The organism is Vitiosangium sp. GDMCC 1.1324, from assembly GCF_003044305.1.
In the GTDB taxonomy this organism is placed as follows: Bacteria; Myxococcota; Myxococcia; order Myxococcales; family Myxococcaceae; genus Archangium.
In genome coordinates this window covers 719,255-742,176 of record NZ_PZOX01000003.1, presented here as the reverse complement: position 1 = coordinate 742,176, position 22,922 = coordinate 719,255, and the positions used below count along the sequence as shown (strand labels likewise).

General features: G+C 68.3%; 20 protein-coding genes, 1 tRNA gene and 1 pseudogene. 10 read left to right on the top strand and 12 right to left on the bottom strand.

All coding sequences use genetic code 11. From position 1 onward, the window contains the following. Positions 1–86: 86 nt before the first annotated feature. Positions 87–1,169 carry a fatty acid desaturase gene (locus DAT35_RS11635; protein ID WP_108067008.1) on the bottom strand — a complete coding sequence of 361 codons (1,083 nt, stop codon included), beginning with the start codon at positions 1,167–1,169 and terminating at the stop codon, positions 87–89. Positions 1,170–1,195: 26 nt separating this feature from the next. Continuing rightward, positions 1,196–2,629 carry a site-2 protease family protein gene (locus tag DAT35_RS11630; RefSeq protein ID WP_108067240.1) on the bottom strand — a complete coding sequence of 478 codons (1,434 nt, stop codon included), beginning with the start codon at positions 2,627–2,629 and terminating at the stop codon, positions 1,196–1,198. A 91-nt stretch (positions 2,630–2,720) separates the two neighbouring features. On the opposite strand from DAT35_RS11630, the gene dusB reads away from it, so the two are divergent. Next, positions 2,721–3,734 (top strand): tRNA dihydrouridine synthase DusB, encoded by a 1,014-nt coding sequence (dusB, locus tag DAT35_RS11625; RefSeq protein ID WP_108067007.1) that lies wholly within the window; start codon positions 2,721–2,723, stop codon positions 3,732–3,734. Here the strand turns inward: dusB and DAT35_RS11620 are convergent. Continuing rightward, positions 3,713–5,041, bottom strand: a complete 1,329-nt coding sequence (locus DAT35_RS11620) for a glycoside hydrolase family 1 protein (RefSeq protein ID WP_108067006.1) — start codon at positions 5,039–5,041, stop codon at positions 3,713–3,715. The two genes, dusB and DAT35_RS11620, sit on opposite strands and share 22 nt — an antisense overlap. A 351-nt stretch (positions 5,042–5,392) precedes the next feature. On the opposite strand from DAT35_RS11620, the gene DAT35_RS11615 reads away from it, so the two are divergent. From DAT35_RS11615 to pyk, 5 genes are all read left to right on the top strand, one after another. Next, the gene (locus tag DAT35_RS11615) at positions 5,393–5,593 is read left to right on the top strand and encodes an excinuclease ABC subunit A (RefSeq protein WP_108067005.1); all 201 of its coding nucleotides are present in this window, start codon (positions 5,393–5,395) and stop codon (positions 5,591–5,593) included. An 84-nt stretch (positions 5,594–5,677) separates the two neighbouring features. After that, on the top strand, positions 5,678–7,147 hold the full coding sequence (locus tag DAT35_RS11610) for an NFACT RNA binding domain-containing protein (RefSeq protein WP_108067004.1): 1,470 nt from the start codon (positions 5,678–5,680) through the stop codon (positions 7,145–7,147). Further along, positions 7,144–7,707, top strand: coding sequence for a YkgJ family cysteine cluster protein (locus DAT35_RS11605; RefSeq protein WP_108067003.1), 564 nt, complete (start codon positions 7,144–7,146; stop codon positions 7,705–7,707). The genes DAT35_RS11610 and DAT35_RS11605 overlap by 4 nt, the downstream gene beginning before the upstream one ends. Before the next feature lie 75 nt (positions 7,708–7,782). Further along, on the top strand, positions 7,783–8,676 hold the full coding sequence (locus DAT35_RS11600; RefSeq protein ID WP_108067002.1) for a hypothetical protein: 894 nt from the start codon (positions 7,783–7,785) through the stop codon (positions 8,674–8,676). Between the two features lie 103 nt (positions 8,677–8,779). Then, the gene (gene pyk, locus DAT35_RS11595; RefSeq protein WP_108067001.1) at positions 8,780–10,210 is read left to right on the top strand and encodes a pyruvate kinase; all 1,431 of its coding nucleotides are present in this window, start codon (positions 8,780–8,782) and stop codon (positions 10,208–10,210) included. A 57-nt stretch (positions 10,211–10,267) separates the two neighbouring features. On the opposite strand, the gene DAT35_RS11590 is transcribed toward pyk, so the two are convergent. Continuing rightward, complete coding sequence (locus DAT35_RS11590; protein ID WP_108067000.1) at positions 10,268–11,785, bottom strand: HD family phosphohydrolase; 1,518 nt, start codon at positions 11,783–11,785, stop codon at positions 10,268–10,270. 173 nt (positions 11,786–11,958) lie between these two features. On the opposite strand from DAT35_RS11590, the gene rpe reads away from it, so the two are divergent. Next, positions 11,959–12,612, top strand: coding sequence for a ribulose-phosphate 3-epimerase (gene rpe / locus DAT35_RS11585; protein ID WP_108066999.1), 654 nt, complete (start codon positions 11,959–11,961; stop codon positions 12,610–12,612). A 9-nt stretch (positions 12,613–12,621) separates the two neighbouring features. On the opposite strand, the gene DAT35_RS11580 is transcribed toward rpe, so the two are convergent. After that, on the bottom strand, positions 12,622–13,005 hold the full coding sequence (locus tag DAT35_RS11580) for a two-component system response regulator (RefSeq protein ID WP_108066998.1): 384 nt from the start codon (positions 13,003–13,005) through the stop codon (positions 12,622–12,624). A gap of 252 nt (positions 13,006–13,257) precedes the next feature. On the opposite strand from DAT35_RS11580, the gene DAT35_RS11575 reads away from it, so the two are divergent. Continuing rightward, positions 13,258–13,334: transfer RNA gene (locus DAT35_RS11575), tRNA-Pro, on the top strand. 159 nt (positions 13,335–13,493) lie between these two features. Here the strand turns inward: DAT35_RS11575 and DAT35_RS59855 are convergent. Beyond that, a pseudogene (locus DAT35_RS59855) lies at positions 13,494–13,622 on the bottom strand (2,3,4,5-tetrahydropyridine-2,6-dicarboxylate N-succinyltransferase); the annotation flags it as partial. Positions 13,623–14,033: 411 nt separating this feature from the next. Between DAT35_RS59855 and DAT35_RS11565 the strand changes: the two are divergent. Then, a complete protein-coding gene (locus tag DAT35_RS11565) occupies positions 14,034–15,035 on the top strand; it encodes an alpha/beta fold hydrolase (protein WP_233261415.1) in 1,002 nt (333 codons plus the stop codon). Positions 15,036–15,222: 187 nt separating this feature from the next. Here the strand turns inward: DAT35_RS11565 and DAT35_RS58910 are convergent, their stop codons facing one another. The 6 genes from DAT35_RS58910 to DAT35_RS11535 all read right to left on the bottom strand — a co-directional run bounded on the left by DAT35_RS58910 (position 15,223) and on the right by DAT35_RS11535 (position 21,603). Next, on the bottom strand, positions 15,223–15,360 hold the full coding sequence (locus DAT35_RS58910) for a hypothetical protein (protein ID WP_158501655.1): 138 nt from the start codon (positions 15,358–15,360) through the stop codon (positions 15,223–15,225). Positions 15,361–15,463: 103 nt separating this feature from the next. Beyond that, complete coding sequence (locus DAT35_RS58075) at positions 15,464–16,435, bottom strand: hypothetical protein (protein ID WP_146209668.1); 972 nt, start codon at positions 16,433–16,435, stop codon at positions 15,464–15,466. A 210-nt stretch (positions 16,436–16,645) separates the two neighbouring features. Next, positions 16,646–17,827 carry a site-specific integrase gene (locus DAT35_RS11550; RefSeq protein ID WP_108066995.1) on the bottom strand — a complete coding sequence of 394 codons (1,182 nt, stop codon included), beginning with the start codon at positions 17,825–17,827 and terminating at the stop codon, positions 16,646–16,648. Between the two features lie 46 nt (positions 17,828–17,873). Further along, entirely contained in the window at positions 17,874–18,089 is a 216-nt protein-coding gene (locus DAT35_RS11545; RefSeq protein WP_108066994.1) for a helix-turn-helix domain-containing protein, read from the bottom strand. Further along, positions 18,082–20,367 carry a DNA polymerase gene (locus DAT35_RS11540; RefSeq protein WP_108066993.1) on the bottom strand — a complete coding sequence of 762 codons (2,286 nt, stop codon included), beginning with the start codon at positions 20,365–20,367 and terminating at the stop codon, positions 18,082–18,084. The genes DAT35_RS11545 and DAT35_RS11540 overlap by 8 nt, the downstream gene beginning before the upstream one ends. Before the next feature lie 456 nt (positions 20,368–20,823). Then, positions 20,824–21,603, bottom strand: coding sequence for a hypothetical protein (locus DAT35_RS11535; protein WP_146209667.1), 780 nt, complete (start codon positions 21,601–21,603; stop codon positions 20,824–20,826). Between the two features lie 62 nt (positions 21,604–21,665). Here DAT35_RS11535 and DAT35_RS11530 point away from each other — a divergent pair, with 62 nt between their 5' ends. Continuing rightward, positions 21,666–22,532 (top strand): hypothetical protein, encoded by an 867-nt coding sequence (locus DAT35_RS11530; protein ID WP_108066991.1) that lies wholly within the window; start codon positions 21,666–21,668, stop codon positions 22,530–22,532. The last annotated feature ends 390 nt before the right edge of the window (positions 22,533–22,922 follow it).

The following is a 22,922-nucleotide window of genomic DNA, read 5'->3' as shown; positions in this document are numbered from 1 at the left end:
GATTCCGGGTTTCATCGGGTGGGGCGGCACGGTTCGTCCGGGGGAGGAAACTCTACCCCGGGCCCGAAGCTTCCGCCCCCCCTACTTCACTGGCGCTTGAGCAGCGCCTGGGGGGACGGCGCGGAGGAGGGCAGGCTGTCGGCCGCGGCGGCCAGGGCCTCGCGCATCTTCTCCTCGGCGGCCTTCATCTTCTCCTCGGCGGCCTTCTTCTTGGCGGCCACGGGGGCCAGCCAGGGGATGCGCACCGGGGCGTTGAGCTCCGCGCGCTCCTCCGGCGAGTACTTCAGGTACGAGTACTTCGTCTGCTCGGAGGGTGTGCGCAAATCGCTCACCAGTCCCACCCAGGAGAGCGCCTTGAGCGAGTAGTAGCTCAGGTCCACCTCCCACCAGAACCAGCCCTGGTTGGCGGTGTTCTGGTGGAAGTGGTGGTTGTTGTGCCAGCCCTCGCCCAGGGTGATGAGCGCCAGCAGCCAGTTGTTCTTGCTGGTGTCCGTCGTCTTGTAGCGGCGCTTGCCGAACACGTGGCTGAGCGAGTTGATGGTGAAGGTGCCGTGGTAGAGCAGGGTGGTGCTCACGAAGAAGCCCCACACCAGCATCGAGAAGCCGCCGATGAAGTAGAGGGCCACGGCCAGCAGGATGCCCGGCACCACGTGCAGCTTGTTGAGCCACACCAGCTCCGGGAAGCGCGCGAAGTCCTTGATGCTCTCGTAGCGCGTCTCATTGTACTTGTCGCAGAGGATCCACCCTGCGTGGCTCCACCAGAAGCCCTTCTGGAGGGGGGAGTGGATGTCCTGCTCCTGGTCCGAGTACCGGTGGTGGTGCCGGTGGTGCGCCGCCCACCAGAGCACGCCCTTCTGGAGCGACAGGGTGCCGGCCAGCGCCAGGAAGAACTGGAAGCCGCGGCCCGCCTTGTAGGCGCGGTGGCTGAAGTACCGGTGGAAGCCGGCGGTGATGCCCCACATGCGGAAGACGTACAGTCCCACGCAGACCGCGACGTCCACCGGCCGCGCCCCCGTGTAGAACACGAAGAGGCACATCAGGTGCACACCGATGAACGGGATGGACGACACCCAGTTGATCTTCTCCTGGGTCGGCGCGGAGGTGGATTCAGTCAAGGGAGCCTCGGCTGGATGCAGACCGAGCAGAAGGTGCTCAGCCTCGTCCCGCATCAACACCCCCTGATGTCATGGCTCTGTCAGGCGGAGACAGATTTCTGCAGCTCCGTCAGCCACCGCTCGAAGTCTGGATATCCATGCAACGCGGAGAGATCCTCGTCGGATTCCGCGTAGGGCGCATCGTCGAAGCCCAGCTCGGTGGCGCGCCGCAGCATGCGCATCGCGTCATGGGGGTGTCGGGCCCGGGCATGAGCGCACGCCGCGTCATAGGCCAGGCGAGCGGCCGGGGCATGGAGCAGGCCCGCCTCGGCGATCGCCGCCGCCTCCGAGTACGCCCCACGGATGAAGAGGGGCCGCTCGGCACAAATGAAGGCGGTCTCGGCGTCCACCCCGGGCAGCCGCAGGGCCTTGTGCACCCGCTCGGCGCGGATGAGCGAGCCCGCGTACTCATGCAGCACGGTGCGGTCCTGGGTCTCCTGCCAGGCCATCTCCCACAAGGTGAGCGCCCGCGGCTCGTCGCCGATCAGTGAGAAGGCCGCCGCCAGGGCGTGGGTCTCCACCGGCATGCGCTGCGCCTGGGCGAAGTGGTCCAGCGCCATGCGGCCCTGGCCGTTCTTGAGGGCCACCCAGCCGAGCAGGTGGTGGGCGCGCGAGGCCAGCTCCGGAGTGCACCCCGGAGCGTCCAGCACGGAGAGGGTCCGCTGGCGGGCCTCGTCCAGCCGTCCACCGCTCATGGCCGCCCGGGCCTGCTGGAGCTCGCGCACCAGGGGCTCCGGCGCCACGCCCGTGGACACCTGGAGGTCTCCGCGCGAGGTGGCCATGAGCAGCCGCAGCGCCTGGAAGCCGTAGAGGCCGAAGAGGATGGCGAGGACGGGCGCATGGCGGGCCCCGAAGGCCACCAGCGCGATGCACAGCACGAGCGCCAGCAGCTGCGCCCCCATGAAGCCCGTCTTTCCGAAGAAGCGGGCGGCCAGGGTGCTCAGGATGGTGCCTCCATCCAGGGTGGGGACGGGGAGCAGGTTGAAGAGGGCCCAGAAGACGTTGGCCATGAAGAACCAGCTGAGCAGGAAGCGCAGCCGCTCGGAGTCCGCCGCCACCACATAGTGCCGCAGCCCCGCCGAGCCCAGTGCGAGCAGCAGTCCGGAGAGGGGCCCCGCGGCGGTGATCGCCACCAGCTTGTTCCACGGGATGGGAATGGGGGAGTTGGGCCGGGTGGTGCCTCCCAGCCAGATGAGCTGGATGCTCGGCCGGTAGCCGAAGGCCCGGAGCATGAGCGCGTGGCCCGACTCGTGGACGAGCGCCGACAGGAAGATGATGAGCATCCACGAGGCGACGACGAGCAGCGCCGTCGGGGCATACCCGGGACGTCCAGGGTGCTGGAGCTCGCGGTAGGGCCAGACGTTCGGGTCCAGCGCCGGCATGTCCCGCACCATCAGTACGCCCAGCAGGGCGGAGAAGAGCAGGTGCGAGAGGTGGACCTCGACGGGGATGCCCCCGAGCCGGAAGCGCAGCATGGAGCGGACCTTAACCAAAGGAGGGCGGCCGCGCAGGCCATCGCTCGGGCCCTGGAACAATCCCGCTAATCCGCTAGGTTCCCCCGCCGCCATGCTCCGCATCGGTCCCTACACGCTGCCCAACCCCTTCATCCTCGCTCCCATGGCCGGGGTGAGCGAGAGGCCCTTCCGCGTCATCGCCTTCCGCATGGGGGCCGCTCTCTGCCCCACCGAGCTGGTGAGTGCCCAGGGCCTGATGCGCACCAACCAGCGCACCCTCAAGTATCTCCGCTTCGACGCGGAGGTGGAGCGGCCCTACAGCCTCCAGATTTTCGGGGGCGAGCCGGAGGCCATGGCGCGCGCGGCGGTCATCGGCAAGCAGTACGGGGCGCAACTCATCGACATCAACATGGGCTGCCCGGTGAAGAAGGTGACGAAGAACGGCGCCGGCAGCGCCCTGCTGTGCGAGCCGGATCGGGGCGCCGCCCTCGTGCGGGAGATTCACGCGGCCACGGGCCTGCCCGTCACCTGTAAAATCCGCTCGGGCTGGGACGCCCACAGCCGCAACTACCTCCAGGTGGCGGGGAAGCTCTTCGAGGCTGGGTGTGCCGCGCTCGCCATCCACCCGCGCACCCGGGCCCAGGGCTACTCGGGGCAGGCGGACTGGAGCGTCATCGCCGACCTCAAGCGCCACTTTCCGGACAGGCCCATCATCGGCAACGGGGACGTGAAGACGCCCGCCGACGCCCGCCGGATGCTGGAGACCACCGGCTGCGACTTCGTGATGATCGGCCGGGGAGCGCTGGGCAATCCGTGGATCTTCCGCGAGCTGCTCGGCGGCCCGCCCCCCACGCCGGAGGAGCGCAGCGAGCTGGTGCTCCAGCACTTCGCCGCCCATATCGAGTTCGTGGGCGAGGAGCTCCCCGCGGTGCGCTCCTTCCGCAAGCACCTGGCCTGGTACGGCCACGGCCTGCGCGGGGCCGCCGTCTTCCGCTCCGAGGTCAACCAGCTCGACTCGGCCGAGGCGGTACGGGACGCAGTGCGCCGCTTCTTCCTCTCCGCGCACGTGGACCCCCACGCGCCCGAGGAGGAGCAGGATGTCGACTACCGGGCGGCGCTCGGCTGAGCCTGCGTGGGGGAGGGCACGGCCTCCGGCGGGACGAGCCGCCGCGTGGTCGCGATCTCCTTGAAGTAATGGCAGGCCGGGGTGGGGCGGCGCTCGAGTGTCTCGAAGTCCACGTGGTACAGGCCGAAGCGAGGCCCCCAGCCCTCCAGCCACTCGAAGTTGTCCAGCAGGCTCCAATAGAGGTAGCCGCGCACGTCCACGCCCTGGGCGCGCGCCTCCAGCACCTGGCCCAGGTGCGTATGGAGGTAGGACGGCCGGCTCTGCCCGCCGCGGTCGTCGATTCCGTTCTCCGTCACCCACACGGGCAGTCCGTACCGCTTGAGCTCGCGCAGAATCTGGCCGAAGCCCTCGGGCCAGAGCTCCCAACCGATGTCGGTGAGGCCCCGGCCGCGCGTGTCCCGGTACTGGAAGGAGATGAAGGGGGGGCGCGGGATGAAGCGCAGGTGGGCGCGCGTGTAGTAGTTCATCCCGATGAAGTCGCACGAGCCGCGCCCCCCGGGGATGTCCACGCGGGTGGAGCCGATGCCGGGCATGTTCACCCGCAGTCGTCCGGACACCAGCGCCTCGTGGAAGGCGTGGTTGTAGGCCTGGGCGCTCAGCCGGACGAGCGCGCGATCCAACGGGTGCCACCACCGGTCCGGCGCGAAGGCCAGCATGTTCTGCGAGATGCCCAGCTCCACGGGGCCGAGCACCGCCTGGAGCTCCTCGCGAGCGGCCACGTGGGCGCGCACCATGTTCTCCATCGCGGCCATCGTCTTCGCTCCATCCGCGATGCCCGGGGGGATGAGCCCCTGCAGGTAGCCGCCGAGCAGCAGCACCATGGGCTCGTTGAGCGAGATGACGAGCGCGTCCAACCCCTTGAGAAGAGGGGCGCAGGCGCGAGCGTAGGCGCGGAAGGCGTCCACGCTCGAGGGCAGGTGCCAGGGCGTGTCGCGGTGGAACCAGGTGGGGTGGGTGAAGTGGTGGAGCGTCACCACCGGGCGCAGGCCGCGCGCCTTCATCCGCAGCAGCCGCTCGCGGTAGGCCTCGAGCGCCGCGCCGTCCAGCCGCCCGCGCTCCGGCTCGATGCGCGCCCACTCCAGCGACATGCGGAACGCCGTGGCTCCCACCTCCAGCGCCAGGCCGTAGTCCTCCTCGTAGCGGTTCCAGTGGTCCACCGCGCGGCCGCAGCGCACGTGCGGCTCCTTCAGCTTCCCGGCGCGCTCCCACTCGGCCCAGTCGTTCTCGATGCCGCCCTCCACCTGGTACGAGGAGGTGGCCACGCCGAAGGTGAAATCCGAGGGGAAGGTCATCTCGTGAGCACTCATGACGGGCGCGCACCGTAGACGCGGCGCTCGTGCGCGCAAAGTGCGCCGTGCGCGTGCCGGAGCGGATTCGAGTGCGCACGAGATGACGGTCGCGCGCGTGCTCGAGGGGAATGAAACGCCGCCGAGGCCTGAAAATCGGCCTCCGCGCACATGCGCTCCGGGCTCGCGAAGGTGTGTTCGAGGGCTCTGAACGCGCCGGATGCCGAAAAATCGGCACGCCACGCGTTGCACTACATCACCATGCGTTGACACACTGGCACGGCATCTCTACCATTCATGACAAGCACTCCTCATGCGAGTGCAGGCCCCACTCTCCTTAAGCGAGTGGCGGTGAACCAACGGAGGCTTTAGATGGCCGCGAAGAAGAAGACCGCGAAGAAGGCCGCGACGAAGAAGACTGCCGCGAAGAAGACCACCCGCAAGTCCGCTGCTCCTCGGACCGCCAAGAAGGCCACGGCGAAGAAGGCCGCGGGCAAGAAGACCGCCGCCCGCAAGACCACCCGCCGCAAGAGCGCGGCGAAGGCCCCCGAGGCCGCCCCCAGCGAGGGCTAGACGTAGGGTAGTGATTTCGCGCAGTTTGAACGGCTCGGCGGATTCCGCCGGGCCGTTCTCGTTTTTTCTGCCAGGAGGACTCGGGTGTCGCTGCGTCCCTCGGAGTTGGAGCTGGTGGTGCCGGAGGTGTCCACGCGGCTGGCCGGCGCGGTGGTGCAGAAGGCGTGGTGTCCGCTGCCGCGTCTGGCCTACCTGGAGGTGCGGGTGCCCGGGCGCTCCGTCCTCCTGTGCCTGTGCGCGGAGGGCGAGCTCGCTCGTGTCTCGGTAGCGCAGGAGCGCTTTCCCACGCCGGGCGAGCCGGCTCCCTTCCAGCGCTGGCTGCGGCAGGAGCTGGTGGGGCTCAAGCTGATCGGCGCCTCGTGGTCGGAGCCGGAGCGCCTGGTGACGCTCGACTTCCAGAGCGAGGACTCCCGGCGGAGGCTGGTGCTGGAGCTGGGCTCGCCCGGAGGGCTCGTGCTGCTGACGGACTCGGGCCGGGTGCTGATGCTCTCGGGCGAGGGGCTGGCGCAGCGGCGAGCCCTGCATCCGGGGGCGCAGTGGACGCCGCCGGAGCCGCTGTCTCCCGAGGCGCTCGCCCGAGCCAGGGCCGCTCCCTCGCGCTTCACCACCCATACGCCATACCCCCTGGACTTCGCCCCCTACGCGGAGGAGGCCGAGCGGCTGCTCGGGCCGAAGGACAAGACGAGCCGGGCGGAGGCCATCCGCCGGCGCCTGGCGCTGCCGTACCGGGCCCGCCTCAAGCGTTCGGGCCGCACATTGGAGAAGGTACGCACGGAGGCTTCGCGCGGCCCGGAGGCCGAGCGCCACCGGCAGCTGGGGGAGCTGCTCACCCAGAACCTCTACCGCCTGAAGCGGGGGGCCACGGAGGTGACACTCACCGCGTACACCGAGTCGGGGATGGAGGAGGTGCAGGTGAAGTTGGACCCGAAGCGGACGCCGAAGGAGGAGGCGGACTGGCACTTCCACCAGTACCGGCGGCTGCTGAGGGGCGTGGAGCATGCGCGGCAGCGCGAGGCGGAGCTGGCGCGCGAGGTGGCTCACGCGGAGGCGGCGCTGAAGCAGCTGGAGTCGTTGGACGAGGACTCGCTGCTGGCGCAGGCGGAGGTGTTGCAGCAGTCGGCCGCCGAGGAGGGCCCGCCCGAGGCCCGGCCCTTCAAGGAGTACGTGGGGCATGGAGGCCAGCGCATCTGGGTGGGCAAGGGAGGCGAGGACAACGACACGCTCACCTTCAAGGTGGCGCGGCCCTACCACCTGTGGCTGCACGCGAGGGGGCAGCCGGGCAGCCACGTGGTGGTGCCGTTGGCGAAGGACGTGGAGGTGTCGCAGGAGGTGCTATTGGATGCGGCGCACCTGGCGCTGCACCACTCGGGCGCGAAGGGCGAGCCCCGGGGCGAGGTGAGCTGGGTGCCGGTGAAGTTCGTGAAGAAGGTGAAGGGAGGGGCGCACGGGCAGGTGCTCTACACACGGGAGAAGACGCTGGTGGTGCGCATGGAGCCGGATCGGTTGGAGCGGCTGTTGAAGACGCGCGGAGGCGAGGCGCCCCCCGTCCCATGAGTGTGAAGCCCCCCATGGGCCCGGTGTGCGCCCGTTGTCCGGTGGTGTTGGGCGCCTCGTGCTGCGAGGTGAAGGAGGGGGAGCAGCTGGCCACCCTCACGCGCTCGGACGTGGAGCGCATCGCCGCGCACACGGGGCTCGCGCCGAGGCGCTTCGTCACCGAGGAGTACCTCACCGAGGAGGAGGCGGCAGGGTACGAGACGCGCCGGCCCCTCTACCGTGGCTACTTCCGGCGGGGCCCGGTGCGGCTGACGCTGGCCATTCGCGCGGGCGCCTGCGTCTTCCACGAGAAGGGACGCGGGTGTGGGCTGCCCGGGGACGTGCGGCCGGTGGCCTGCCGGCTCTACCCCTTCGAGCGCTGGCCGGACGGAAGCTGGAGCGTGCAGGTGGGACGCTACGGAGACCTGGCCGAGGCCCGGGCGGGCGGCAGCGCATGCCTGGCGGTGGAGGAGGCGGGGAGCATGGACGAGGTGCTGTCGGCTTTCGCTACCACACGAGAGGCGGTGGAGCGGCTCGGAGCGTTGCTCGCGGAGGAGGCGGGGGCACACGGGCGGGGTTGACGGGGTGACGGTGGGCAGGCGGGCAGGTGCCGCCGGCCTTGAGTCCCAGGGGCCGCCGGGTACGATGCCGCCCGCGTGCCGTCGCTCCCGCCCCACCAGATGCACCTCTTCCCGCGCTCTCCCGTTCGTGAGGGCGCCGCGTCCCTGCCTGCGCGCAACCGCGCGGCGGAGTCCTCCAACCGCCTGGCCACCGCCCTCCGTGAGGAGGCGCTGGTTCCGCTCGCGGAGAACTTCCACCAGGAAGTCGCGTCGGGGGACATGCAGCCCCATGTCTCGGTGGCCACCCGGGAGGAGCTGTGGGCGCGGGCCGAGGCGTTGGCCTACCGGCTGTCGGCCGAGCTGCGGATGCCGGTGCGACTGGCGGTGACGGACAACCGCTCCACCATGGTGTCCTTCCGGCGCAGCGCCAACGCGCTGCAACTGCGGCTGCACCACATGTTCCTGGACGCGCCGGAGCCGGTGGTGCGCGCCGTGGCGGACTACGCGGGCCGGGGCAACCGACTGGCGGGCGGAGTGCTGGACGACTACATCCGGGGCCAGCAGCCGCGCATCCGCCAGGAGCGCCACTCGGCCGAGGCGGACCTGGATCCCCGCGGCCGCTGCTTCGACCTGCAGGTGCTCTTCGACGAGCTCAACGTCACCTACTTCCAGAAGGGCATCCAGGCGCGCATCGGCTGGGGCCGCATGCCTCCCCGGCGGCGGCGCAAGTCCATCCGTTTGGGGGTCTATGATCACCAGACGCGGGAGATCCGAATCCACCCCGCGTTGGACCGCGCGGAAGTTCCTTCCTACTTCGTGGAGTTCATCATCTTCCATGAGATGCTCCACCAACTCTTCCCCAGCTCGAATGGGAATGGCCGCAGGGTGCACCACCCTCGCGCCTTCCGAGACAGAGAGAAGGCTTTTCCGCTCTACGCTGCCGCATTGCGTTGGGAGCGCGAGAACCTGAACCTCTTGTTGCGGGGCTGAGACGCGGCCCCCTGCCCGCCGCTTTACCAATTTACCGATCGACGGCCGAGTGCGGACGCTGCTTGACCCTGTGCGCCGCCCGGCCCAATTCTCTTTTGCTTATATGAGACGCGCGAAGATTGTTTGCACCCTTGGTCCGGCCAGCCAGAGCCAGGAAATGCTGGAGGCCCTGATTGAAGCCGGTATGGACGTGGCCCGGCTCAACTTCTCTCACGGCAGCCACGAGCAGCACGCCGAGAACATCGCCAAGCTCCGGGCGGCCTCGCTGAAGGTCCGCAAGGCGGTGGGTATCCTGGGAGACCTCCAGGGCCCCAAAATCCGCACCGGCCGCTTCATCACCGGCAGCACCGAGCTGAAGGAAGGCGGCGAGTTCCGCATCACCACGGACGAGAGCGTGAAGGGCACGGATGAGATCGTGTCCACCACGTACCCGTTCCTGGCGGCGGACGTGAATCCGGGAGACCGCATCCTGCTGGATGACGGCCTGTTGGAGCTGAAGGTCCTCGAGACGGACAAGAAGCAGCTCATCCGCACGAAGGTCATCCACGGCGGCATCCTGAAGAACAACAAGGGCATCAACCTGCCGGGAGTGGCGGTGCGCGCGGACGCGCTGACGCCGAAGGACCGGGAGGATCTGGTGTTCGGCATCAAGGCGGGCGTGGACTTCATCGCCCTGTCCTTCGTGCGCCAGCCGTCGGACCTGGACATGGCGCGCTCGGCCATGGCGGAGGTGGGCCGCACGGTGCCCATCATCGCCAAGCTGGAGAAGCCGGAGGCGATCGCCCGGCTGGACGCCATCCTGGACAAGACGGACGGCGTGATGGTGGCGCGCGGCGACCTGGGCGTGGAGATTCCGCCCGAGGAGGTGCCCTCGGTCCAGAAGGACATCGTCCGCCGGTGCAACATGCGGGGCCTGCCGGTCATCGTGGCCACGCAGATGCTCAACTCGATGATCGACAACCCGCGGCCCACGCGCGCCGAGGCCAGTGACGTGGCCAACGCCGTCTTCGACGGGGCGGATGCGGTGATGCTGTCGGGCGAGACGGCCAGCGGCAAGTTCCCCATCGAGTCGGTGCAGATGATGGAGCGCATCGTGCTGGCGGCCGAGTCCACCATCCGGGCGCAGGGGCTGACGCAGCCGCAGCAGCCTCCGGTGGGACTGCCCACGCACTTCCCGGACGTGATTGCCGCGAGCGCGTGCTACGCGGCGAAGCAGGCGGGGGCGCAGCTCATCGCGGCCTTCACGCTGTCGGGCGTGACGGCGCGGCTGCTGTCGCACTACCGGCCGCCGGTGCCCATCGTGGCCTTCAGCCCCAACCAGGAAGTGCGCCGCCGGCTGGCGCTGCTGTGGGGCGTGGTGCCGCGGGTGCTCGAGCCCATCCAGGAGACGGAGGCGATGGTGCGCCGCGTGGAGGAGGAGCTGGTGTCCCGGGGCCTGGCGCGCAAGGGTGACCGCGTGGTCATCGTCTACGGCGCGCCCGTGGGCCAGCCCGGGAAGATCAACAGTCTGCGGCTGCACGTCATCGGCAGCTGAGGTCTCCCTTTCTCGCCACCCCTCCCTGCATCCCGGGGAGGGGAGCGGGGTGGAGGTCTACCCGCGCGCGTCCTGCTGCAGGGCCCGCTTGGGAATCTCCGCCTCGACGAAGATGCGGAACAGCTCGAGGTCCAACTGGCCGCTGTTCGCCTCCTTCTTGAGGATGTCGAGCGCGAGCTGGTGGGGCACGGCCTTCTTGTAGGGCCGATCGCTGGCGGTGAGGGCGTCGTAGATGTCCGCGATGGACATCATCCGCGACTGCACGGGGATGCCGCCCTCGGGGACGGCGCGCGGGTAGCCGGTGCCGTCGAGCTTCTCGTGGTGCGCGTAGGCGATCTCCGGCACACGCCGCAGGGTGCGCGTCCACGGAATCTGCGACAGGAAGCGGTAGGTGTGCTCGACGTGGCTTTCGATCTCCCGGCGCTCCTCCTCGGAGAGGGTGCCCTTGGCGATGGAGAGCGAGTGGATCTCCCGGTCGATCAGCAGCGAGCGCTCCTGGTCGAAGGCGTCGTGGAAGCGCAGGTGCCGCAGCTCGTGGAGCCGCTCGAAGTTGCCCTGGGCGAGCACCGTGGGCCGGTTGCAGGTGAGGACGAACTCGAGCACCTCGTCCAGTTGCTTCTGCTCCTGGGCGAGCCGGGCGTCCTCCTCGGCGTCGATCTCCGCCAGGTGGTGGGTGCCGCGCAGCTTCGCGGAGGCGAGCCGGCGGCGGTAGCTCTGCAGCTGCAGGTCCTTGCGGGCGAGCTGGAAGCGGGCGCGCAGCACCTCGAGCTCATGGGGGTAGAGCTTCTCGGCCTTGACGAGCACGGGCTCGCGCACGCCCACCTTGCCGAAGTCGTGCAGCAGCGAGGCGTAGCGCAGCTCCTGCAGCTCGGTGACGCTGAAGCGCGTGCGGGCGTAGGGGCCGGTGCTCACGTGCTCGAGCGCGCGGGCCATGGCCACGGTGAGGTTGGCCACGCGGCCCGAGTGGCCCGCGGTAGTGGGATCTCTCGATTCGATGGCTACCACCGAGGCGGAGACGAAGCCCTCGAAGAGGCGGTTGATCTCCTCGTGGAGCAGGGCGTTCTCGATGGCGCCGGCGGCCTGGGCGCCCAGGGCGAGCAGCAGCTCCTCGTCCTCGGAGTCGAAGGGGCGCCCGCTCAGCTTGTTGAGCGCCTGGATGACGCCGGTGACCTCGCCATTGGCGTCGCGCATGGGCACGCAGAGCACACTCTGGGTGCGATAGCCGCTGAGGGTGTCGAAGGTGCGGTTGAAGCGCTCGTCGGCGTAGGCATCCGGGAGGTTGATGACGTCTCCCGTCTGGGCCACCTGTCCGGCGATGCCGCTGCCCACCGGCAGACGGATCTCACTCTTGGAGCCCTGAGCCACCTTGCTCCACAGCTCGTTGCGCTCGCGGTCCAGCACGAAGAGCGAACAGCGATCCGCCTCCACCACCTTGGTGGCCTCGTAGAGGATGAGCGGCAGCAGCAGGTCCAGGTCGCGCTCGGCGCTCATGGCCTTGGTGACGTCCAGGATGGACGTGAGCTTCTTGAGGCGCCGGGTGAGGTCGTTGGGGTCGGGCTGGGTCTGTGGAAGCACCGGGGATGGCTCCGAAATGAGACGGCGCACGGCCTGGGAGTAATCTTCTTAGCACGGGAGAAGAGCCGCCCGCCCCCCAGGGGGTGCGACTTCCTGGCTGGAGGACACTCCTGGCCGCCTGCCCCCCTACCTGGCGAGTACCACCCGGAGGAGGAAGCCGCTATGTAGCGCCCATGAGCCGCCGCGTTCTCATCTCCCCCTCGTTGCTGTCCTCGGATTTCGGCCGTCTGGCAGAGGAGGTCCGGGCCGTAGAGGCCGCCGGAGCGGATTGGATTCACGTGGACGTGATGGACGGGCGTTTCGTCCCCAACATCACCATCGGACCCGTGGTGGTGGAGGCCATCAAGAAGGTGGCCACGCGGCCCCTGGACGTCCACCTGATGATCGTCGAGCCCGAGAAGTACATCGACGCCTTCGCGAAGGCGGGGGCGGACATCCTCACGGTGCACGTGGAGGCGTGCACGCACCTGCACCGGGCGCTGCAGCAGATCCGCCACGCGGGGGCGAAGCCGGCGGTGGTGCTCAACCCGGCCACACCGCTCTCCGCGGTGGAGGAGGTGCTGGGCGACGTGGAGATGGTGCTGCTGATGAGCGTGAACCCCGGCTTCGGGGGACAGAGCTTCATCCCGCAGACGGTGGACAGGGTGCGCCGGCTGCGCGCCATGCTGGATGCGCGGGGGCTGTCCACGGACATCGAGGTGGATGGCGGCATCAACGCCGAGACGGCCCGGCGGGTGGTGGACGCCGGGGCCACCGTGCTGGTGGCGGGCTCGTACGTGTTCAACTCGAAGGACTACGCCGCGGCCATCCGCTCGCTGCGGCCCTGATGGAGCGGCTCAGGCTCCGGCGGCGGCCTTCACTCCGGCCATGCGCGCCACGCGCGTCATGAAGGTGTGGTCGAACGGCTTCACCTCGTAGGCGTCGGCGCCGAGCTCGAAGCACACATGGCGGGTGAACTGGTCCTCCACACCACTGAGGATGATGACCTTGCACTCGCGCGTCTCCGGGTCCTGCTTGAGGCGGGCGAGCAGATCACGACCATCCTGGTGTTGGTGGATGTCCAGGATGATGACGGCTGGCCGGTGTTTCCGGGCCAGCTCGATGACGTGCTGCGAGGTTGTATCCGCCACCGAGGTGAGGCCCGAGCGGCGGGCCTCCCGGGAGAGGGCGGAGACAACGAGCGGCTCATCATCGGAGATGAGGACGACCGGAGAGAGCATGGGACCCCGGGGTGGCTTCGCTGTTCGTGGGCGAGTCAAGCAAGCAGCGTTCCTGATGGATTCCCCTCGGAAAATGGATGGGTTACGAGCGAGGAGCCCGGGTCGATGGAGCCCCACGGGTCCTGGAAAACCCCAGGAGGAATGCAAGGATGAAAAGCTGATCCATGGGCGTTGACTAGGCCGGGCGGGTCGGGTACATCCCCGCCCACTTCGACGGCCCGAGAGCAGTTCCGGCGAAGGCGATAGCGGTATCGGGGAGTGGCTCAGCCTGGTAGAGCACTTGGTTCGGGACCAAGGGGTCGCAGGTTCAAATCCTGTCTCCCCGACCATCAGAAGGGCGCGGAATCCTTGGAGAAATCCTCGGGTCCGCGCCCTTCGTCTTTCCGGGGCCAAGAGGCCAGCAGCAAACTAGCAGCAAGCGGAGGGGGCCTGTTCTCGGCGTTCTCGGCGGACACGGGGACGCTCGGATTCGACGAGCGCTCCTGGTGCAATGACCTGGTGGGCTTCTCTTTCATGCCCTTCTCCTCGGGGCCCGTGACGTCGATGATGGGCGTGGACGTGGTGAGCACCACGTTGGCGCCCAGCACCGCCGCCTCCTCCTCCACGCCCTCCACCACGAAGTCCCCCGCGAAGCGGCGCTGATCGCAGCGGAAGACCCATAGGTTGCGCTTGCGGCGCAGCAGCTCGCGCACGAAGGGCTTCTCATCGCTCTTGAAGGCGTAGCGCTCGGACAGGAGCGAGGCGGTGGAGAGTGAATAGCCCTCCTCCCTGGTGAGCAGGAGCGCCCAGGGGTTGGCGTGCCCGAGCAGGGGCAGGGAAACGGGCAGGACGACGGGGGCTCTCGAGGCATGCGGGCGGAGCGCCCCGACGCGGAGGGGGGCCTCCTCGGTCTCACACGGTAGGGCGCCCGGAGGGTGGCGGCAACGCCCGCTCACCCTCGGCACACGGGGGGACCGAGCGCGCATCCCTTCCGGCGTGTCCAGGGTCCCGGAATGGTGGTTGCCGCGTTTCTGTAGTTGAGTCGGTCCATGCGAACACTCTTCCTCCTCTGCTGCGTGTCGCTGGTGGCCTGTGCGACGACGACGTCCGTCCCGGTCCCGGCTTCGGCCGGCTCCAGCGCGTTGCACCAGGTGAAGCGGGTGAAGGTGGCCGAGAACGTCGAGCTCGAGGTTCTCGACTTCGGCGGCCGGGGGCCCGCACTCGTCTTCCTGTCGGGTCTCGGCAACACGGGCCACGTCTTCGACACCTTCGCGCCGGAATTCACCGCGGCACATCATGTCTACTCCGTCACGCGCCGGGGATTCGGCTCGTCGAGCTGGCCCGAGCAGGGCTACGACACCGCCACCCTGGGCGAGGACGTCGTCCGGGTGCTGGATGGGCTGGGGCTCGCGAAGGCGTCGTTCGCGGGCCACTCCGCCGCCGGGCCAGAGCTCACGTGGGTGGCGACCCATCACCCGGAGCGCGTGGAGAAGGTGGTCTACCTGGACGTGCGGACCGACGGCGACCTGCTGGCGGAACTCCTGACGGTCCTGCCCATGCCGCCTCCGAGCGAGCCTGCTCCCGAGGACGTGGCCTCGCGTGCCGCCGTCGCCGCCGCGGTCGCGCGCCGCGTCGGAGGGGCGTTGCCCGAACACGAGATCGACGAGACGAGCGAGTTCGATCCGAACACCGGGCGCTACCTGCGCGACCACGAGTGGCCGCACGCGGGGGAGCGGGTGATGAAGGGGTTCTTGAAGGTGGACTTCGCGGCCGTGCGCGCGCCCGTGCTCTTCTTCTCCGCGGGCGAGCGTCCGCCCCGGCCCCAGCGGGCGGAGGACATCCCCGGCTTCCCCCAGATGACCCCTCCCCAGCAGGAGACGTGTAGGACCCTGGTCCCCAGGAAGCTTGAGCGGGACGCCGAAATGGAGAGGGTGCTGAGCATGCCGAACTGGAAGGGCGTCAAGCTCGAGCACGCGCGGCACTACCTCTGGCTCACCCACCACGACGAAGTGCTGCGCGAGATGACGACCTTCCTCGGGACATCTTCATGACCGGGGTGAGCTCTACCGGGCCATGCTCCAATCCCCTTCAGCCAGGTCGCTGAAGGGCGCTGCCTGCGAGACCTTCCGACCGCGCTTGGCGCGAGCTGGTCCGACTGTCGGACCAGTTGCTCGAAACCGCGCCCGGGAGGTCCCCTGCTTTCTAGCTTCGTTCGGTGGCCACGCCCCCGAGGGCTCCTCACTCCAGCCGCAGGTAGTCCACCCAGCCCGCGTCGCCACCGGCCGTGCCGCTGCCGTTCTTGCGGTAGATGAGCTGCACGGTGTGGCTTCCCGTGGCCAGCCACCAGGACTGGGCTAGGGCAGCACCGGGTGGCACAGCAGGTGCGCGAAGGGCTGGCCTCCCACCGTCACTCCCTCCCCCGGTGTCAGGGGAGTTGACGCTGGCGGCGTTCCTTGTAGCCCGTGACCATGCGCATTGCTCAGGGGCATTCGTCCTCGGAGATGCCGAACAGCTCGCGCAACACCGAGGCAATCTCCTCGGCGGCGCGTGACGCGCTTGACCGGTTTCTCTCCAGTTGTTGTGCGACGCGCGCGAGGTTGAGGTCGTCATTCCAGGTGACGTCGGCGCGCATGGCGGTCAGCCATCGACGCTGGATTCGTGTCAGGTGCTCGGGAAGTTTGCCCAGCAGTCGCTCCCGCTCTCGGGCGTAGAGGCGTGCCTCTGCCTCGGTGTCCTGGCGGACCAAGGCTTCCTCGTGCGGGCGGATGAGATCGGTCGGAAGGAGAACCTCAGCGATGGTGCGGCGTTTACGTTCCCTGTTCCGGAAGCGGACGACGAAGTCGACGATTGCCTCACGGCCTGCGTGCTCGTGCCTGGCCAACTCGCCACTCCGCAGCGCGGCAAGCACCTCAAGGCGTGCATTCTCAATAAATTCCCCGGCTGGTGTCCCGGGGATGAACCACTGAGACCGATTGGCGTTCATGAGGCGCCGAAGCTTCGCCTGAACATGGTCCCAGAGGCGGAGGACACCCTCGTCGTTGATCGCGGCGGCATCGCGTACCTGCTGGTCCACCCATTCCCTCTGGAGCGCCTTGAGGCCGTGAGTCTCGACGAGGTGTCGATAAGCGCGTGCGAGTGCCGCAAGGGTCCATGGGCGAAGTGGGCCCTTCTCGGGGTCGAAGTGCAACTGCGCCCATTCCGCCGCCTTGAGGGTGAGTTCCTCAAGTTCGCGAAAAGCGGCGCGACCGAGACGAGGGCGCAGCAACTCAAGGTACGCTTCGCGTAACGGTGCGATGGCTGCGATGCGGCGCGTCGCTCGCTCGGTCGCTCGGTCGATGCTGCCCGGGGCGGGTGGAAGGTGGCGGCGCTCGGCCGTCGCCACCACCGAATACACGACGCCGTCGCGGCTAGTGGTTGGCTTCGTTTTTGCCGTCGAGAGCTTGCGGGCCATCGCACACGTCCCCTTCTTTCGTCGTCGCTGTGCTTGGCCCTGCCAATCTCATCTCCTCCACTCAATATTCTGTAAGCCTCTTTCACGGCGAATGTTGCGTTTTTGGTTGCGGGCCCATGAACCCGGGTTGAATGCGGCGGTCCCGCGCTTGCCTGCTGGGTCGGTCACGACCGTTGAATTCAGGGAAAGACCAGTCCGGTCGGTCGAGGGCTACTCGGCCGGGGCCGGCTCGGACGCCGTGAAGTCGAGCTGGTCGAGGCCCTTGCGCATATCCTCCACGTCGAGGTGGCCGTACACCTCCGTGGTGATGGCCGGGTCGGAGTGGCGGAGGATGCGCTGCACGGTGGCCAGCGGGACGCCTGCCTTGAGCAGCAGGGTAGCCGTGGTGTGCCGCAGGTCGTGGAATCGCAGCGGGCGAGGGAGCGCCCGTGGCCACAGCTTCATGCCGCAGTGGGGGCAGGGCTCGGGCACGCCGTGACTCCTCCTTGCCTTGTAGCCGCAGGCCTTGCGCCGACAGACGTGGTTGTAGCCCGCCACCAGCCCCGCGCGCCCCAGGGCCCGGCGTAGCACCTTGTGCAGGGCCACGTCCGGCCGGTGCTGCGTGCCATCTTCCCGAGGGAATAGAAGCTCCGAGGGAGACGTGGCCATGGCCTCGCGCAGGTAGGGCACCAGGCCCACCGCGATGGGCAGCAGGTCCTCCCGGTTCCCCTTCGTGGTGTCGCTCCCGTGGGAGCGGCCCACCCGGATGGTGCCCGTCTTGAGGTCCACGTCCGACTTGCGCAGCGCCAGCAACTCGCCCTTGCGCATCCCGGTGTAGACGGCCGTGGCGAACAGGGGCCGCCAGCGGCGCTCCAGGGCCGCGAGCATCAGCGGGACCTCCTCGGCCTTGAGGTACTGCGGGAGCTTCTTCGGCTGTTTGATGCGCGGGACGGTCTTGGCGGGGTTGAGGCCGGTGAAGAGACCGCGCCGGATCGCCAGCTCGAAGATGCGGTGGACGTGAGCGCGCAGGTGGTTGAGCGACTTGGGGGCCAGCTCACCGGCCTTCGCGTTGAGCAGCGTTTCCAGCCGCGAGGGCGTAATGTCCTTGAGGGGCAGGGGGCCCAGCTCATCGCGCAGGTGCTTCTCCGCGAAGCCGATGATGGTGGTGGAGCGGAGCCGACTGCCCACCTCGGTCTTCCAGACGTCCATGGCCTCCCCGAAGGTGACTTGCTTCCGGTGCTCGGGCATGGGCTCCAGGCCGCGCCGCTGCCGGTCGGATTGAACCTCCAGGTCATGCAGGAGGGACTTCGCCTCCGTCTTCGTGGTGGCCTGGGTGGCGGTGTCGCGCCACCGTCCATGCCCGTCCTTGAATCGGACGTACCACTTGTCGTTCTTGCGGTAGATGGAACCCATTCGGACCTCCTCGTGGTGATGACCTCAGAGGTCTTATGACCTTGGCCTACCGGATCTTGGCGCCCTGGCTCCGAATGAAGGCCCGGATCGCTGCCGGCTCGAAGCGCAGCAGCCCGCCGATCTTCACGCATGGAAGCTGGCCCGCCTGAGCCCGCTGGTACACCCACGAGCGCGAGGCTTTGACGAAGCGAGCCACGTCATTCGCGTCCCAGAGCGCCTCCTGCGGCTGCATGTCGTCCGTGTCCATGGGGGGATTACGCATCGGCGTCTCCTTCGTCAGGCTGCACGGTACCCACGCCAGCGCGCTTCCTGATGTCGCCGACCGTGGCGCGGGCCAGTTCCAGTTCCCTGGCCACCTCACGAACGCTCTTGCCGCTGTGCAACAGGGCGAGTGCCTTCTTCACCTTGTGGGCCGGCACCCGGGACTTCTTCGGGCGCGCGTTTCCCTCTCGAATGCGGCGTTGACGCTCACCCGCTTCCAGCCGCGCGAGGGAGCGGTATGGCGCGGTGTCCGTGTTCCGCGTGAAGAGATTGCTGTCGCGGTCGAGCAGCCGGCGCTTATCGTCCCACGAGAAGCCCGTGCGTATCTCCTCCTCCACCAGGGAGTGGATGGGCTTGTGCTCACGCACGGCGGCCTCCGCCGTCAGCCGCCGCGTCCTGATGCGCTTCGGCGCCACGTCTCGCCCCTCGCGCAGGCAGGCCAGTAACGTCTGCGCGAAGTCCTTCTCCGACTCGCTCGTCCCCTGGCGGGCCACACGCACCACGGCCCAGGTGTCGTCCTGTCCCAACACCGTCTCACCGGGGCCAACGTTCTCCACCCTCCGCAGCAGCGCGTACAGGCGAGCACGGGCGATGAAGACGGCATCGGCCTGGTGCTCCAGGCGCATGCTGCTGCCAACGCTCTCCAACGCATCGAGCCCTTCGCAGCGCAGGTTCAACCCCTCGGGGCAGATGATGGCGTCGGTGGAGACGAGGAGGGCCCCACGCGCGGTGATGTCGGCCATGATGGCGCGAGCCCGGCCCAGCACCAGCGTGGCCCATTCCGGGGCGAAGGCACTGCCCACATCCGGCGGCCCCTTGAGCGAGGCGCGCAACAAAGGCGAGCCGTGGATGGCCGCTCCCAGTCCCGGGCCGAAGCCGTGGAGCTGGGCCTCGCGCTCGAAGTCCAGCAGTCCCGAGCTCCGAATCCGCTCGGCGAGCTTGCCCAGCAGGGCGTTGGCGAAGAGCTTGGCCGTGGCGTACTCCAGGGTGCCCTTCCTCGCCGCCGCCTTCTGCTTGAGGAAGTGCCGCATGTAGCGACCCACGTCGTGGTCGATCTCTCGCGGGCCCGGCTTGAAGCCGTAGGCTTCCACCAGCTCCAGTTTCGCGCCCCAGCGCAGCGCCAGTCGCACCTCGGCCAGAGTGCAGCAGGTGGTGCCCTGGAGCGTGAAAGCCAGGCGGTGCACACCCGGGCGATGGACCGGCAGGCACGGGTAGCGCGTGTCTTCCGGGAAGATGAAGTTGAAGATGCCAAAGCCCTCGTGCTCCTCCACCTGGGCGAGGGACTCCAAGCGGATCCACCGTGTCCCAGCGTGGGGCAGCGGCTGGAGCAGCGCCGCGTGGGGATAGAGGGATACCGCGTCGTACTCGGCGAAGGCGCCGACCTGGAAGCCGCGCCGGAACGCTTCCGACGGTGCGCCCCAGTAGGCACGGCAGGCCATGCTGCGCACGTTCGGGTCGCCGTTGAAGACCTGCTCCACGCGCGACTCGTCCCGGAACATCGCGCCCTTCTTCACCTTGCGCGTCACCTTCTGCTTCTTCACCGGAGCGGGGCCGCTCCGGATGAAGTGCAGGCGGAAGATGGAGGAGGCGACGGATGGCAAGGTGCGGTTGCCGAGCATGTCGATGCCCCACTCGTTCAGGACACTGGCACGGAAGCCGAGCATGGCACGCAGGGTCACTTCCGCGTCCCGGGTGGCGTGGGCCACCAGCCGCACCGGATCCATTCGTTTCAGCTCGGTCAGGTGCGGCCCGTCCGTCTCCAGGCGGGGAAGGCCCACCGTTCGAGCGATCTCCTCCAAGCGGATCTTCGGGAAATAGCCCGCGAGGTCCACCAGCCGCACGTCCCAGGTGCCCTCCTCGCGCTTCACGCGCTCCAGTCGCCCGTGGTGGGCCTTGCCCACCTGCTCCACCCTCGCCTCGATCACGGCGGAAGGAAAGAGGGCGAGGAGGCTGCTGGCCTCGTGCACCACCACATGCACCTGCCGGATTCCGCGCCGGGCGGGCGGCACGGCATCGGCCTGCCGGAGCAGTTCCCGGAGGCAGTCGATGAGCTGCTCGCCCGTGAGCTGTCCCCCGGGCAGCTCGAAGGCTTGGGCGTGGACGTGCTCGCCCGCGAGGGTGACGAGCTGCAACAGCAGCGGGACGCTATGCTCCTCATCCCACTTCACGCTCGCGCCCACCAGCACGGTGCGCGGATACGCTCGGGGCCGACGCCGGAGGGGGGTAAGCGTCCGGGACAGGAGCAGGCCCAGAAGCGCCTCCAGCTCCTTCTCGTTCATGCGTCACCCCCGAGCAATTTCAGGGACTTGGCGCGGCAGGAGGCTGGCGCGGCTCGCCAGACGGAGGGCTGGAACCGTCCAGCCCTTCCGGGCTTGCAAGCCCTCGAAATTACGACATCAAGGGGCTCAACAGAGTGTCCGGAACCGTGATGAGGGGGCGAATAACACGCCCACCCCCTCATCGTGATCCCCTGGATGAGGGTGATGTTCGGTGGGTTTTGATCGCGCTTCGACCGTCGCATCTTGCCGCCTCGTGCGCGGGGCGCCTTGTCCTGGGCGTCCGGCTCTGAGTGGCAATGTCGAGATGCCTCGGTCGAAGAAAAATCCTAGAGGGCTCGGGGGGTTATGGGGCGATTGGTCTCTACTAGAGATGGAAGGGGTCGTTACCCGGCATCCTCCTCTACCCCTGGAGATGAGAGGGCTCATTGCCCCCCGTTATCTCCACCCCATGGCGATTCATTTCTGCAAGTCCCCGAACGTGGAGCCCGATGGAGGAGGAGGTGGCGGCTCTGGTGATGGGCCACTGATCTTCATGGCGTCCACCGTATCCGTGGTGGCTTCCGTGGGGGAGGTCGCCATCCGGCCCGTGAGCTGTCTCAGCGCCGTCAGGAGATCCTTGGAGTTTTGGCGCGCGTTGGTCCACTTCCATACCCGCCTGGTGGTTTCATCTTGATCCGAGGTGGGTTCCTCGTAGCCGATGAGGATGGCGAGCGCGGCGATCTCCCGGTGCGCCAATTCGATGCCCAGCATCTCCGCCGTGAAGTCCGCGAAGGCGGCCATCATCTTCCTCTCCGCACCCGCTCCTTCGAGCAGGACACGTAGAGCCGGCTTCTGTCGTGCCTCTTCGAGCAGGGGGCCGATACGCCGTTGGAGTGCAAGAAAGAGGGTGGCCACCCGTTCCAGTTGGCGCAGGGGCCGGAAGCTCTCGATGAGCACGGGGGGCAGCAAGCTGCGCGTGCCTGGAATGTAGCGCCACACCCAATTGCTCTTGGTGTCCTGGAAGAGAGACTGCTTGCGCTGGCTGAGCAGGTCGTTCTTCTTGCCGAGCCACTCCAGCAGGTTCCGCAGGGGCTCGGATGCCTCGGAGATCTTGAGGCCCAGCTCCATGCCCGCTGCAACCGCGTAGACATGCTGGCGGGCGTGTCCCTGCTCTTCTTCAAGGTAGGCGAAGACCGATGCATCCGAGGCGAGATGCGCGATGAAGCGTGGGGCGTTCATGACCGAGAAGCTCGTCACGCCCAGCCTCTCCGCCAAGAAGTTGGTTCCCACAGGTGTGGAGGCCCCTTCAGAATTCGAGCATGAAGACCGTCCGAACCGCCGTGCAGGCTGCGCAGGCCGCGATCAATGGGGCTCGCTCGAAGGGCCCGAAGACGCCCGAGGGAAAGGTTGCATCCTCGCTCAATGCCCTCCGGCACGGGTTGAGTGCTAAGCAGCTACTACTGCCCGGGGAAGATGCAGACGAGTACGAGCGCCATCTCGATGGGTACTTCGTCACCTTCGCGCCAGCTACCCTGCCCGAGGCCGTCATCGTGGCGCAGCTCGGGGATACGGCCTGGAAGCTGGAACGGCTGAGCAAGCTGGAGAGCGGACGAACCCTCGCCAGCCTGGAAGATGCCCTGGAGAAGACGCCCGAGTTCGAGAGGTTCGTCCTCACCCGCCGCGCACTCCAGGCCGTGAGCGCCTTCGTGGAGATCGCGGACGCCTGCCCAGCGCCGCAGGATGCGGCGCAGACCGATGCCTTGCTGGCCGCCGTGGATGGAACCATGAAGATCGTCCACGAGGTGCCGGAGCTGCCGATGATGGTGAGCCAGCTCCTCGTCTTCTCGCTCGGTCATGCCCGGGACACCTCCAAGGATGGACGCATGCTGCCGGACGCCTACCGTGCCCTGGGAGACGCGGCCAAGGTGCTGAAGGGGGCCCTCTCCGCGAAGCTGGCCGAGGACGAGGGGGCGCTGGCTCCGGTACGCGAGCGGCTGGCTGCCGAGGTGCTGCTGCTGGACGACGCGGACCTGCGGAAGCTGGAGCGCCACCGCAAGCTGCTGGAGACCGCCATGCAGCGGCAGCTCGGGCTCCTCGACCAGCTCCGCGCCCAGGTGGCCGCCACGAAGGCCCAGAACCCGGCCGAAGCCAAGGAGCTACGCGTGCGCCTGCGGCTCGTGAAGTGACGCCCTCCGGTTCGTTTTGACGCCTCTCCCGGGCCCTCTCCGCCCTGACTCGCTAATCGCTAGCCCTATCCAACCTGGGTGAGCACCCCCGGGGATGGGGGGACTGGGGTTCCCTTGCCGCAGGTCCACCTGTAAGCCCCCTGGTCTTCTTTGCGCCCCTGGGGGGGTGGGGGCTCTCAAGATTTTTTCGGGGGGACTCTCCAGCGGGCTGCTCCCCGGTACGCGGTCCCTGGCGATCTTCGCCCAGGGGTTACTGATGGCCGTACCCAGTGTTCGCCCTCCAGCTCCTCGCGCACGAGGGGGTAGGGCACCCCTGATACTTAAAAATCTGGAGGACCACCGGGAGAAGTGACCGGGGACCTCCGGCGATGGAACTGCACCGGAGTTGGT